Origin of the sequence: Micromonospora globispora (genome assembly GCF_003857015.1) — a bacterium.
Taxonomy (GTDB): Bacteria; Actinomycetota; Actinomycetes; order Mycobacteriales; family Micromonosporaceae; genus Micromonospora; species Micromonospora globispora.
Genome location: NZ_QGGF01000467.1, coordinates 1 through 11580, shown reverse-complemented (window position 1 = coordinate 11580; position 11580 = coordinate 1). Strand labels below are relative to the sequence as shown.

Genomic DNA, 11580 nt, shown 5'->3' with positions numbered 1-11580 from the left:
CAGCGCGGCGGCGTGCAGCGGCCTCGACGGCCGGCCGCTGCACGCCGCCGCGCTGAAGTTCTTCTGGGGGCCGATGGACTGCGGCAAGTCCACGATGGCCCTGCAGATGAACTACAACCACGCCCGGCAGGGCCGCCGCGGCCTGGTCACCACCCGCATCGACCGCTCGCTCGGCCCGCAGGTCACCACCCGCATCGGCCTGGCCCACGCCGCCATCGAGGTCACCGACTCGATCGACCTGCGCGACGTGGTCCGCGATGCCTGGGCCGAGGGGGTACGCGTCGACTACCTGATCTGCGACGAGGCCTCCTTCTACAACCTCGAGCACGTCGAGCAGATGGCCGAGCTGGTCGACAACTACGACGTCGACGTGTACGCGTTCGGCCTGGCCACCGACTTCCGCTCCTGCCTGTTCCCGGCCGCGCAGCGGCTGTTCGAACTCGCCGACGAGGTGGCCCGCATCCAAATCGAGGTGCTCTGCTGGTGCGGCCGGGAAGGCCTGCTCAACGCCCGGGTCGTCGCAGGCCGGGTGGTCCGCGAGGGCGCGCAGGTCGTCATCGGGGACACCGTGGACAGCGCCGAGGTGCGCTACCAGGTGCTCTGCCGGCGTCACTACCGCAGCGGCGACCTCGGACCGCGCGCCTGAGTCAGAACGGATCCCCGCAGACCCGCCACTTGCCGTCCTCCTGCACCACCGGCAGCGTTCGCTCCTCGCTGGCCCCGCCGTCGCGGGTCACCCGCACCCGCACCGTGCCACGCGGGCGGCCGCCCTTGGTGGCCACCGACACGTCCGTGATCTCGTAGCCGGTGACCTGCGGCGGAGTGCGTACCCAGCTGCCGAAGCCGACCACGCTCCACCGGCTGCGGGCCTGCCGGCACAACTTCTCGTACGCCTGATCGGTGTCTCCGGTGGCGACCTCCCGGAGGAACGCGTCGGCGGTCTTCCGCACCGGGCCGTTGGCCTGCATCACCACCTGCACGTTCCAGACGCCCAGCCCGGCCACCCCGATCAGGCACATGCCCAGGCCGAAGGCGCCCAGCACCAGGCCGGTGCGCACCGGCCGGCGCGGCCGGGCCGGCCTGCTCCACACGTGCTCCCTGCCCATCACCTCCGACCGTAGGCAACAGGCCGACCGGCGCGCAGGAAGTTGCGGCCGTGTCGCCGCCGACCGGCGCCTGGCGCTGCTCGGCGGATAGTCGGCCAACGTACCTGCCAGAAGGTGTCAGGATCTGTCGGCAGACTGGCCGGCATGACAATCAACGCCGACCTCGCGATGGTCAACCTCGACAGCTCCGACCCGGTCGCCCACGCCGCGTTCTACGCCCGCGTCCTGGGTTGGAAGATCCCGCACAGCCAGGCCGAGTACGCCATGATCAGCAAGGACGGGGGCTCGATCGGCTTCGGGCTGGTGCCCGGCTACCGGCCGCCGACCTGGCCGGACGAGACCGCCGGCAAGCGCTACCACCTCGACCTGTACGTCGACGACCTGACGGTGGCCGAGAAGGAGTTCCTGGCCGCCGGTGCGTCGAAGCCGGACTTCCAGCCCGGCGGCGAACGGTGGGTCGTGCTGATCGACCCGATCGGCCAGCCGTTCTGCATCTGCCCCCGCCCGCAGGGCTGAGGCTGGGCCGGGCTCGCCGGGCGGGGGTGCCGTCCGGCGAGCCCGGCGACTCACCGGAAGGCGGCCACGTTGCGGGCCGCCCAGTCGGCGAAGGGGCGGGCCGGTCGGCCGAGGATCCGCTCGACGTCGGGGCTCAGCCGCTGCTCGGCCGCGAACGGCGCGCCCAGGATGCCGAGGGTCGCCTCCACGACCGGCTCGGGCATGAACCGCAGCATCTGCTCCCGGGCCTCCACCCGGGTCTGCTCGACGAAGCGAACCGGCTCCCCCAGTGCGTCTTCGATCGCCGCGACCTGCTGACGCGGCGAGATCGGCGCCGGGCCGGTCAGCTCGTACGTCGCGCCGCTGTGCACCGCGTACCGCAGGGCGGCCGCCGCGACCTCGGCGATGTCGGCCGGATCGACGGTCGGCAGCGCCACATCCCCGAAGGGCGCGGCGACCAACCGTCGGGTGCGGACCGCGTCGGCCCACAGCAGGGCGTTCGAGTGAAAGCCGCCCGGCCGCAGCACCGTCCAATCCATACCGGACGCCGTCACGGTCTCCTCCAGGTGTGCGGGATGCCGCCCGGTCGCGACCCCCTGCGAGGACAGGAACACCACCCGCCGGACGCCGGCCTCCCGCGCCACGTCGAGGATGCCGCGCGGGTCGCCGCCGGTCGCCAGCAGCTCGCCGGAGAGCAGCAGGAACAGCGCCTCCGCACCGTCGAGCGCCGCCTTGAGGGTCGCCGGCTCGGCCAGGTCCGCGTCGACGGACCGTATTCCGGCCGGCAGGTCCGCCGCCGACGCCTTCCGCGCCACGGCCGTCACCTGCTCGCCGGCCGACACGAGCGCCCGCACCAGCGGCCGCCCCACATTGCCCGTCGCTCCCGTCACCACGATCATGACCACTCCCGTTCCGAGTTCCTTGTGGACGCGGAGGACATTACTGGCGCCGGTATAGTAGGTACCTAGAGGAAAGTAACGGCGATCGGAGGCACTGTGACCGGAGACACCGCGCGGCCCCGCACGGCCGACCCCGAGCTGGCCTGCCCGATCGCCCCCGTGGTCGACATCGTGTTCAGCCGCTGGACCACGCCGATCCTCTGGGCGCTGAACGAGTACGGCCGGCAGCGGTTCGTCGAGCTGGAACGCCGCCTCACCACCATCACTGCGAAGGTGCTGACCCAGCGGCTGCGGCAGTTGGAACGCGACGGCCTCGTCGTGCGCACCTACCACCCCGAGGTGCCGCCCCGGGTGGAGTACGAGATCAGCGAGCTGGGGCGCAGCCTGGCGCCGCTGTTCGCCACGCTCGCCGACTGGTCGACCGCCAACCTCGGCAAGGTCGACCAGGCCCGACTGGACTACGATGCCCAGGCGCGGGCCGGCAGCCGCCGCAGCTGAATCGGCGGAGCTCAGCCCAGCGGGCCCCGGGCGACCGCCGCCCGCATGGCCTCCGGGTCGCCGGCCGGGACGAACTCCAGCCACCAGGTCGCCCCGGCCGCCGCGATCTCCCCGAGGTACGCCCGCTCGGCGCGCTCGTCAGGGCGGCGCCGGCGCCCGCCGATCGCCACGTCGAACGGTTCCCCGTCGGCCCGAGCGGCCGGCAGCGCGGCCACCATGTCCCGCACCTCGTCGGGGGTGAAGTCCGACCACCCCTCGGTGTCGGTGAGCTTGTAGGGGACGATCCCGTCGGCGCGGGCCGCCCGGCGCAGCACCGCCTTCGCCTGCGTGCTGCCGCCCACCCAGACCGGCACCCGAGGCGCCTGCACCGGCGCCGGCCGCAGGGTCACCGCATCGGCCCGATAGTGGTCTCCCTGATGGTCGACCCGGCCGCCGCCGAGCAGCCCGACCAGCAGGTCAAGCCCTTCGTCGAGCATCGCCGCCCGGGTCTTCAGGTCGGTCCGCTCGCCGAACACGGCCAGCCCGCGATCCTTCGGGTCGCCGACCCCGACGGCGACGGTGGCCCGGCCGCCGGAGATATGGTCCACGGTGAGCGCCTCCCGGGCCAGCTTCGCCGGACGCCGACGCGGCAGAGCGGTCACCGTGGTGCCCAGCCGCACGCGCCCGGTACGCGCGGCGATCGCCGCGAGCAGCAGCCACGGGTCGTAGGTGGGCGGGTCGTCGCCCTCGTAGTAGATCAGGTAGTCCTCGAAGAACACCCCGTCCCAGCCGGCCCGCTCGGCCAGTACGCCCAGCTCGACCAGGAGGGACGCGGTCACCGACGGGCCGCCGCAGCAGATCTCCAGTCCGTGTCGCATCGCCGCACCGTACGACGGGGGTGTGACGGTCCGACGGGGTCAGCCCCGGCGGCGGGCCCGGGCGGCCCAAAGGACGTACGCGGGGTCGCGGTCGAGGTTGTGCCGGTCCCGGTCGTAGCGGCGGGTGGTGCGGGGGTCGGCGTGGCCCATGGCGTCCTGCACGTCCTCCAGCGGCACCCCCTCGGCGCGGGCGGTGGTGGCGAAGGCGTGCCGCAGCGAGTGCGGGGACAGCTTGGCCCACGCCGGGATGCCGGCGGCCTGGGCCAGCCGGCGTACCAGCCGGAACACCGAGTGCCGGTCGAGGCGGCCGCCGGTGGCGGTGACCAGCAGCGGACCGGTCAGCTGCGGCACGGTCACCCCCTGCGCGGCGGCCCGGGCGGCCAGGTACGCGTCCAGCACGTACGCCGTGCCGGGGGTCAGTGCGCGACGCCGGACCTTGCCGCCCTTGCCGACGAAGCGGACGCTGCGATGCCCCCGCTCCGCGCCGAGGTCGTCGAGGTTCAGCGACACCAGCTCGCCCACCCGCAGTCCGAGGTCGGCCAGCAGCGCGATGACCGCCCGGTTGCGGGCGGCGGTCGGGCCGGTCTCCGCCTCGGCGGCCGCGAGCAGGGCGTCCACCTCGTCGGGGGTGAGGCCGACGGTGGCGGAGTGGTCCCGGTCGATCCGCGGCCGGTCTGCCCCGGAGACCGGGTTGGCGTCGACCGCACGCAGCTTGACCAGGAAGTCGTACCAGCTGGACAGGGCCGAGAGCCGTCGGGCGACGGTGGCCGGGGTCAGCGGCCGGCCAGTGCGCACGGCCAGGGTGGACTCCAGCGCCCGCCCGTACTCGTTGACGTCGAGGAAGTTCGCCCGCAGCGGGTCCAGGCCGCGTCCGGCGCACCAGGTGAGCCAGCCGGCGATATCCCGCCGGTACGCGTCGCGGGTGTGCTCCGACAGCCGCCGGTTACGCAGCCACGCCTCGGTGAAGTCGCTCGGCCCGCCGCGTAGGGCGGGCCGGGCCGACGGGCGGGGCAGGACGTCCGAACGGAGCATGTGAGAAAGGCTCTCAGCCGCGGCGACGAATCGCGACGAGGCGCGCCCGACGGGAATCCGACAGCGCCCCCGGCGAGCCGGGTGCCGGGCGAATTGCCTTCCCGGTGTCGGCGCCCGTCGGGCCCGGCGTTACGGTCGGCCGGTGCGCGCCAGCCGGCTGGTCTCCCTGCTGCTGCTCCTGCAGACCCGGGGGCGGATGACCGCCCAGGAGCTCGCCGACGCCCTGGAGGTGTCGGTCCGCACCGTCTACCGGGACGTGGAGTCACTCGGCGCCGCCGGCGTGCCGGTGTACGCCGACCGCGGACCCGCCGGCGGGTACCGGCTGCTGGAGGGCTACCGGACCCGGCTGACCGGGATGACCGCGCCCGAGGCGGAGGCGCTGTTCCTCGCCGGCATGCCCGGCCCGGCCGCGGACCTCGGCCTCGGGCCGGTGCTGGCGGCGGCGGAGTTGAAGCTGCTCGCCGCGCTTCCCGAGGAGCTGGCCGACCGGGGTGGGCGGATGCGGCAGCGGTTCCACCTGGACGCGCCCGGCTGGTTCCGGAACCCGGAGCCGACTCCGCACCTGAGCGCGCTGGCCCGGGCGGTGTGGGAGGACCGGCTGGTCGAGGTGCGCTACCGCCGGTGGAAGGCCCCGCGGGAGGTCACCCGGGTGCTGGCCCCGCTGGGCGTGGTGCTCAAGGCCGGCCGCTGGTACCTGGTGGCCGGCTCCGGCGAGCAGGTGCGCACCTACCGGGTCGGTGCGGTGCTGGACGTGGTGGTGCGGGACGAGCGGTGCGAGCGGCCGGAGGGCTTCGACCTGGCCGCGTACTGGCGGGACTGGACGCAGCGGTACGAGCGCGACGTCTACCGCGACGAGGCCCGGGTCCGGATGACCGTGGCGGCGCTGGAGTTCATGCCGTACGTCTTCCCGCCGGCGATGAGCCGGGCGGCCCGGGCTGCCGCGGGCGAGCCGGACGAGGACGGCTGGGTGTACACCACCGTGCCGATCGAGTCGGTCAAGCACGGGCACGTCGAGCTGTTGAAGCTGGGTGCGGAGGTCGAGGTGCTCGCCCCGGCGGAGCTGCGGGACCGGTTCACGGCCACCGCACACGCCCTGGCCGGGCTCTACCCGGCGACCGGTGAGACGACGGCGGGGGCGTCCGAACCGGACGCCCCCGGATGACCCTGCCGCGCGGTCAGGCGTTGATCTCCTTGCGGCCGTCGCCGTTGGCGGGCGCGGTGATGCTGATCCGCCGCGGCTTGGCCCGGTCGGCGATCGGGATGCGCAGGGTCAGCACACCGTTGTCGTAGCCGGCCTCGAGCTTGTCGGTGTCGAGGGTCTCGCTGAGGAAGAGCTGCCGGGTGAAGGTGCCCATCGGCCGCTCCGCGGCGACGAGTTCGACGTTCTCGCCGGTCGGCCGGCGCCGCTCGGCGCGGACCGTCAGCACGTTGCGCTCGACCGTGCAGTCGATGCTCTCCGGGTCGACGCCGGGCAGGTCGAAGGCGGCGTAGAAGTAGTCGCCGTCGCGGTAGGCGTCGAGGTGCATGACCGCCGGCCGGGTGGTGGTGCCGAAGAACTGCTCGGCGAGCCGGTCGATCTCACGGAACGGGTCGGTACGCATCAACATGGTCGTGCCTCCTCGGTTCTCCTGGCCGAAGGTGTCAAGTTGAGTCTGGTTGACTCAAGTCCTCAATTCCTTGTTTTAGCGCGCCGGCCGGGCATCGTCAACCCGGGTCGGCAGGGTCTTTTCGAACCAGTGCTCGGCGTACTGGCCGTCGTTGAAGGCCGGGATCTCGACGTAGCCGTGGCGCGCGTACAGGGCCCGGGCCTCGACGAGGTCGGCGCGGGTGTCCAGCCGGATCCGGTCCGCACCCGCGGCCCGCGCCTGCTCCTCGACCGCGGCGAGCAGGACCGCCCCGCCGCCCGTGCCGCGCCACGGGGTGCGCACGTACACCCGGGTCAGCTCGGCCCAGTCCGGCCGGAAGCGCAGGCCCGCACAGCCGGCGAGCCGCCCGTCGTGGTGGGCGAGCAGGAGGATCCCGGTGGGTTGCGCCAGGTCATCGCTCGGCAGCTCGGCCAGCGCCGCCTCCACCTCACCGGGTCCGGCCGGGCGCCGGTGGTAGCGGCGCACCATCTCCTCCATGTACTCGCCGAGCAGGGTCACCGCGTCGGGGGTGTCGGGACGGGCGGGGGTCGTCGTCCAGGTCGTCACCGCTTGATCCTCACCACCCGGTCAACGGGTTTTCCTGATCAGGGACGCCAGTAGACGCCGTGGTCGCGGGCCAGCAGCATGTCGTCGATCAGGTAGCGGCGCAGCGAGACGTGGTCCGCCTCGCCCCCCTCGCACCAGGCCCGCAGCGCGTCGTCGACGGCGCGTTCCGGATAGCGCACGCCGGGCTCGAACGACCGTTCGGCGATGTGTTCGAGCAGCACCCGACGGCGTCCCCGCTGCGCGGGCAGCCGGGTCAGCACCCCGTCGCGCAGGAACGTGCGCAGGATCGTCTCCTCCCGGCTCTGCGCCGGGGCCGCCGTGGCCGGCCCTCCCGCCCGGGCCAGCTCGCGCAGCCGTTCCCCGTCGACCCGCAGGCCGGCGGCCTCGTCGACCACCACGCCGGTGTCGGTCAGCCGGCGAACGGCGGTGGCGACGTCACGGGCGGACAGTCCGGTACGCGCGGCGACGGCGGCGAGGTCCCGGTCGCCCAGCACAATCGCCGCGAACACCAGCCGTCGTCGGTCGTCGGCGAGCGCTCCCGCCAGGGCCTGTGTGCTCATGCGGGGCAGACTGCCAGCCCGGCCGCGGTCCCGGCGAGGCGTTTTCCGGGCCGCCGGTCAGCCCGCGGGCCGCTCGGCGACCAGGACGACGCGACGCAGCAGGTCGGACAGCTGCCGCCGTTCGGTGGAATCGAGCGCCCCGAGCAGGCGGTGCTCCTCGTCGCCGACCACGTCCATCGCCCGGGACCAGGCGGCCCGGCCGGCGTCGGTCAGCTCCACGTCGACCCGCCGCCGGTCGACGTCGGAGGGGATCCGCCGCACGAAGCCCCGCCGCAGCAGCGCGTCCACCCGGGCGGTGATCGAGGCGGGTGCCATGCCGAGGTCGACGGCGAGTTCCGACGGCGCGGCCCGGCCGCCCCGGCCGGCCAGGGCGTGCAGCGTGCCGAACTCGTGGGCCTGCAGGTCCAGGTCCGCCAGGGCCCGCTCCTTCACCGCGCGCAGGTGCCGAGTGAGGAACGACATCCGGGTCACCACGCCCTCGACGTCCGGGTCGAGGTCGGGCAGCACGGGCAGCCAACGTTCGACGTGCCGGTCGATGCGGTCTTTCACCCGGCCACCGTACTCCGACGCCGAAATATTCGTTGACGAAAGGTTCGACGTCGAAATACGTTGTCCGGCGTGACGCATCCCCTCCGGCTCCGTTCCTTCCGGCTGCTCTTCCTCGGCCGTACCGTCTCCGCCGTCGGCGACGCGGTGGTGCCCACCGCGCTGGCCCTCGCCGTGCTCCGCGCCACCGGGTCGACCACCGCCCTCGCCCTCGTGCTCGGCTGCGCGATGGTCCCCCGACTGCTCCTGCTGCCCCTCGGCGGCGTGGTCGCCGACCGCTTCGACGCCCGCCGGGTCGCCCTCGCCACCGACCTGGTGCGGTGCGCGGCCCAACTGGCCGTCGGCGCCGAACTGCTCAGCGGCACCCCGGCGCTGTCCCACATCGCCGCGGCCTCCGCACTTGGCGGCGCCGCCTCGGCGTTCGCCATGCCCACCGCGTCCCCGCTGGTCGCCGGCACCGTCGAGCACGACGGGCGGCAGCAGGCCAACGCGCTGATGGGCGTCACCGCCAACACCAGCCGCCTCGCCGGGCCCGCCCTGGCCGGCCTGCTGATCTGGACCGCCGGCCCCGGCTGGGCGTTCATCCTCGACGCGCTGTCGTTCGCCCTGAGCGCGCTGCTGCTGGCCGTGATCCGGGTCCGCCACGTCCCCGTGCCGCGCCGGTCCATCCGGGCCGACCTGGTGCTGGGCTGGCGGGAGGTCCGCTCCCGCGACTGGTTCTGGAGCAGCCTGCTCGCGCACGGCGTCTGGAACGGCGCCGCCGCGGTCCTGCTCACCGTGGGCCCGGTCGTCGCCGTGGACCAGCTCGGCGGGGAGGGCGTCTGGGTGCTGCTGCAGCAGGGCGGGGCCGTCGGCATGCTCGCCGGGTCACTGCTGGCCGGCCGGCTCCGGCCCCGCCGGCCGGTGCTGGTGGCCAACCTCGGCCTGGCCCTGTACGCGGCACCGCTGCTCCTGCTGGCCGTCGCCGCGCCCGCCGCGGCGGTCATCGCCGCCTACTGCGTCGCGCTGGCCGCGCTGGGGTTCCTCAACCCGGTCTGGGAAACCGTGGTGCAGGCCCACGTCCCGCCCGGGGTGCTCGCCCGCGTCACCTCGTACGACTGGCTGATGTCGCTGGGCGCGATGCCGATCGGGTACGCCCTCGCCCCGCTCGCCGCCCGGGCCTGGGGGCCACCGGCGCCCCTGGCCGTCGCCGCGACGCTGGTCGCCCTCGCCTGCGCCGGTACCGCCGCCGTCCCCGCCGTACGCCGGCTGGGCTGGTCGGTCAGCGCGCCGCCGGCACCCGCAGCGCAGGTCCCGGCGGCGCGCTGACGCTCAGAGCGCGTGCCCGGTGGTGGCGTCCACGTGCTCAGGCACCGCCTCGTGCCGGTCCCCGACACTGGACGTGCCCGACGGCTCGAACATGAGGATCGACGCGCCCTGCGGCGCGGACGGTCGGTGTTCAACCCCACGCGGCACCACGAACACCCCGCCGCGGGGCAGCACCACCTCACGTTCGCCGGTGCCGTCGCGCAGCGCGATCCGCAACTCCCCGTCGAGCACCAGGAAGAACTCGTCGGTGTGCTCGTGGACGTGCCACACGTGCTCCCCGGCCACCTTCGCGACCCGGACGTCGTAGTCGTTGACCGTCGTGACGATGCGCGGACTCCACAGCTGGTCGAAGCCCGCCAGCGCGGTGGCCAGGTCGATCGGCTCGTCTCTCATCGATCCATCCCCTCGTCGACTGTTCACAGGTGACGGTGCATGACGTGCAGGCCGACCCGCCCGAGGGTGGGGTGCGCGAACGCCTCCGGCACCGTGCCGACCACCGCGAAGCCGAGCCGCCGGTACAGCTCCACGGCCACCTCGTTGACTTCCACCACCGCGTTGAACTGCATCGCCGCGTAGCCCTGCCGGCGTGCCCAGTCCAACGCGTACTCCGCGAGGGCGCGGCCGACGCCGCGGCCGCGGGCGGCGGACGACACCATGAAGCTGGCGGTGGCGACGTGCGAACCCGGGCCCGGCCGGTTCGAGCCCATCTTCGCCGTGCCGAGGATCGTTCCGTCCTGCTCCGCCACCACCGTGTGACCGGGCGGCCGTTCCACCCAGACGTCGTGGGCCACCTCGGCGGACCAGGCCGGGTCGTACGGGAAGGTCTCCTGCCCGGTGATGACGTCCTGCACGATCGGCCAGACCTGCGACCAGTCGGCCTCGGTGAACTCTCGGATCCGCATCCCGGCGACCCTAGCCCCGGGCGACGGCCACCGGCGACCCCGTTTCCCGGCGACCCGTGTGCCCGAACCGTGACCTGCCCGGCGGGCCGCGGGTACCCGGGCGGTGGCGGGCCGGGACGATGATGGGCGCGTGGCCGAACCCGTCACCGACCTGGACCGCCCCGACGCCCGGACCCCGCCGCGGGCCGACGTTCCGCCACCTCCCGGCCCGCGTACCGCGGGGCCGTGGCTGGTGGGGGCCGCGGTCACCGCCGTCCTGCTGCTGCTCTCCGGCCGGTACGGCTACCACCGCGACGAGTTGTACTTCCTGCTCTGCGGCCGGCACCTCGACTGGGGGTACGTCGACCAGGGGCCGCTGGTACCAGCCCTGGCCCGGCTGATGGACACCCTCGCACCGGGCAACCTGGTCGCGCTGCGCACCCCGTCGGCGCTGATCGCCGGCGCGGCGGTGGTCCTCGTCGCGGCCATCGCCCGGGAGTTCGGCGCCGGCCGCGGGGGGCAACTGTTCGCCGCGTTCCTGGCCGCCGTCGCCGGGATCGTGCTCGCCCCCGGGCATCTGCTCAGCACCACCACCGTCGACCTGCTGGTCTGGCTGGCCGCGGCGTGGTGCGCCGTGCGCGTGCTGCGTACCGGGGACAGTCGGTGGGCCCTCGGTGTCGGCCTGGCGCTCGGCGTGGGCATGCTCAACAAGCTGCTGCCCGCCCTGCTTGCCGTCGGCCTGCTGGCCGGGGTGGCGATCGCCGGGCCGCGGCGGCTGCTGCGCGACCGGTGGGTGCTCGCCGCCGCCGGGCTCGTCGTCCTGCTCGCCGCGCCGAACCTGCTCTGGCAGGCCACGCACGGGTTCCCCCAGCTCTCGGTGGCCTCCTCGATCTCCGACGGGGACAGCTCCTACAGCGGCCGGTTCGAGGCGATCGTGCTGCAGTTGGAGATCATCAGCCCGTACGCGGTGCCGATCTGGGTCGCCGGGCTGGTCGCGCTGCTGCGCCGGCCGGTGTGGCGGGCGTACCGGGCGATCGCCTGGGCCTGGCTGGTCGTGTTCGCGATCGTCCTGCTCGGCGGCGGCAAGGGTTACTACGACGCGCCGCTGCTGCTGGTACTGACCGCCGCCGGCGCGGTCGTCACCACCGAGTGGGCCGGCCGCCGGGCCGCGCGGTTCCGGCGGGCGCTGGTCGCCGCCGGCGGCGT

General features: G+C 74.2%; 16 protein-coding genes. 6 read left to right on the top strand and 10 right to left on the bottom strand.

Annotated elements, in window-relative coordinates:
* Positions 1-646: thymidine kinase (locus DKL51_RS25155; RefSeq protein ID WP_438819673.1), on the top strand; the 646-nt coding region annotated here is incomplete at its 5' end.
* A gap of 1 nt (position 647) precedes the next feature.
* Here the strand turns inward: DKL51_RS25155 and DKL51_RS25150 are convergent.
* Positions 648-1106 (bottom strand): Rv0361 family membrane protein, encoded by a 459-nt coding sequence (locus tag DKL51_RS25150; protein ID WP_124812570.1) that lies wholly within the window; start codon positions 1104-1106, stop codon positions 648-650.
* 144 nt (positions 1107-1250) lie between these two features.
* Here DKL51_RS25150 and DKL51_RS25145 point away from each other — a divergent pair, with 144 nt between their 5' ends.
* The gene (locus DKL51_RS25145; RefSeq protein WP_109946976.1) at positions 1251-1622 is read left to right on the top strand and encodes a VOC family protein; all 372 of its coding nucleotides are present in this window, start codon (positions 1251-1253) and stop codon (positions 1620-1622) included.
* A 50-nt stretch (positions 1623-1672) separates the two neighbouring features.
* Here the strand turns inward: DKL51_RS25145 and DKL51_RS25140 are convergent, their stop codons facing one another.
* Positions 1673-2500 (bottom strand): SDR family oxidoreductase, encoded by an 828-nt coding sequence (locus tag DKL51_RS25140; protein WP_124812569.1) that lies wholly within the window; start codon positions 2498-2500, stop codon positions 1673-1675.
* A gap of 96 nt (positions 2501-2596) precedes the next feature.
* On the opposite strand from DKL51_RS25140, the gene DKL51_RS25135 reads away from it, so the two are divergent.
* Positions 2597-2998 carry a winged helix-turn-helix transcriptional regulator gene (locus tag DKL51_RS25135; protein WP_109946975.1) on the top strand — a complete coding sequence of 134 codons (402 nt, stop codon included), beginning with the start codon at positions 2597-2599 and terminating at the stop codon, positions 2996-2998.
* 11 nt (positions 2999-3009) lie between these two features.
* On the opposite strand, the gene DKL51_RS25130 is transcribed toward DKL51_RS25135, so the two are convergent.
* Together DKL51_RS25130 and DKL51_RS25125 are read right to left on the bottom strand one after the other, a co-directional pair.
* Positions 3010-3855, bottom strand: coding sequence for an LLM class flavin-dependent oxidoreductase (locus DKL51_RS25130; RefSeq protein WP_124812568.1), 846 nt, complete (start codon positions 3853-3855; stop codon positions 3010-3012).
* 39 nt (positions 3856-3894) lie between these two features.
* Positions 3895-4887 (bottom strand): tyrosine-type recombinase/integrase, encoded by a 993-nt coding sequence (locus tag DKL51_RS25125; RefSeq protein WP_109946973.1) that lies wholly within the window; start codon positions 4885-4887, stop codon positions 3895-3897.
* A gap of 142 nt (positions 4888-5029) precedes the next feature.
* On the opposite strand from DKL51_RS25125, the gene DKL51_RS25120 reads away from it, so the two are divergent.
* Positions 5030-6049, top strand: a complete 1020-nt coding sequence (locus DKL51_RS25120; RefSeq protein ID WP_124812567.1) for a helix-turn-helix transcriptional regulator — start codon at positions 5030-5032, stop codon at positions 6047-6049.
* Between the two features lie 13 nt (positions 6050-6062).
* Here the strand turns inward: DKL51_RS25120 and DKL51_RS25115 are convergent, their stop codons facing one another.
* The 4 genes from DKL51_RS25115 to DKL51_RS25100 all read right to left on the bottom strand — a co-directional run bounded on the left by DKL51_RS25115 (position 6063) and on the right by DKL51_RS25100 (position 8188).
* Complete coding sequence (locus DKL51_RS25115; RefSeq protein WP_109946971.1) at positions 6063-6494, bottom strand: Hsp20/alpha crystallin family protein; 432 nt, start codon at positions 6492-6494, stop codon at positions 6063-6065.
* Positions 6495-6569: 75 nt separating this feature from the next.
* The gene (locus tag DKL51_RS25110; RefSeq protein WP_243422643.1) at positions 6570-7079 is read right to left on the bottom strand and encodes a GNAT family N-acetyltransferase; all 510 of its coding nucleotides are present in this window, start codon (positions 7077-7079) and stop codon (positions 6570-6572) included.
* A gap of 38 nt (positions 7080-7117) precedes the next feature.
* Positions 7118-7639: a DUF2087 domain-containing protein gene (locus DKL51_RS25105; RefSeq protein ID WP_109946970.1), complete on the bottom strand. Its 522-nt coding sequence runs from the start codon at positions 7637-7639 to the stop codon at positions 7118-7120.
* 57 nt (positions 7640-7696) lie between these two features.
* Positions 7697-8188 (bottom strand): MarR family winged helix-turn-helix transcriptional regulator, encoded by a 492-nt coding sequence (locus tag DKL51_RS25100; protein ID WP_207783995.1) that lies wholly within the window; start codon positions 8186-8188, stop codon positions 7697-7699.
* 69 nt (positions 8189-8257) lie between these two features.
* Here DKL51_RS25100 and DKL51_RS25095 point away from each other — a divergent pair, with 69 nt between their 5' ends.
* Entirely contained in the window at positions 8258-9493 is a 1236-nt protein-coding gene (locus DKL51_RS25095; protein ID WP_124812565.1) for an MFS transporter, read from the top strand.
* A gap of 3 nt (positions 9494-9496) precedes the next feature.
* On the opposite strand, the gene DKL51_RS25090 is transcribed toward DKL51_RS25095, so the two are convergent.
* Entirely contained in the window at positions 9497-9886 is a 390-nt protein-coding gene (locus DKL51_RS25090; protein WP_109965888.1) for a cupin domain-containing protein, read from the bottom strand.
* Between the two features lie 23 nt (positions 9887-9909).
* A complete protein-coding gene (locus DKL51_RS25085; RefSeq protein WP_109944425.1) occupies positions 9910-10395 on the bottom strand; it encodes a GNAT family N-acetyltransferase in 486 nt (161 codons plus the stop codon).
* 130 nt (positions 10396-10525) lie between these two features.
* On the opposite strand from DKL51_RS25085, the gene DKL51_RS25080 reads away from it, so the two are divergent.
* Positions 10526-11580: glycosyltransferase family 39 protein (locus DKL51_RS25080; RefSeq protein WP_124812564.1), on the top strand; the 1055-nt coding region annotated here is incomplete at its 3' end.

Bases quoted from the DNA above. Each gene is read 5' to 3' on its own strand.
- DKL51_RS25150 (WP_124812570.1), bottom strand. From the start codon at position 1,106: ATGGGCAGGGAGCACGTGTGGAGCAGGCCGGCCCGGCCGCGCCGGCCG.
- DKL51_RS25145 (WP_109946976.1), top strand. From the start codon at position 1,251: ATGACAATCAACGCCGACCTCGCGATGGTCAACCTCGACAGCTCCGAC.
- DKL51_RS25140 (WP_124812569.1), bottom strand. From the start codon at position 2,500: ATGATCGTGGTGACGGGAGCGACGGGCAATGTGGGGCGGCCGCTGGTG.
- DKL51_RS25130 (WP_124812568.1), bottom strand. From the start codon at position 3,855: ATGCGACACGGACTGGAGATCTGCTGCGGCGGCCCGTCGGTGACCGCG.
- DKL51_RS25125 (WP_109946973.1), bottom strand. From the start codon at position 4,887: ATGCTCCGTTCGGACGTCCTGCCCCGCCCGTCGGCCCGGCCCGCCCTA.
- DKL51_RS25115 (WP_109946971.1), bottom strand. From the start codon at position 6,494: ATGTTGATGCGTACCGACCCGTTCCGTGAGATCGACCGGCTCGCCGAG.
- DKL51_RS25105 (WP_109946970.1), bottom strand. From the start codon at position 7,639: ATGAGCACACAGGCCCTGGCGGGAGCGCTCGCCGACGACCGACGACGG.
- DKL51_RS25090 (WP_109965888.1), bottom strand. From the start codon at position 9,886: ATGAGAGACGAGCCGATCGACCTGGCCACCGCGCTGGCGGGCTTCGAC.
- DKL51_RS25085 (WP_109944425.1), bottom strand. From the start codon at position 10,395: ATGCGGATCCGAGAGTTCACCGAGGCCGACTGGTCGCAGGTCTGGCCG.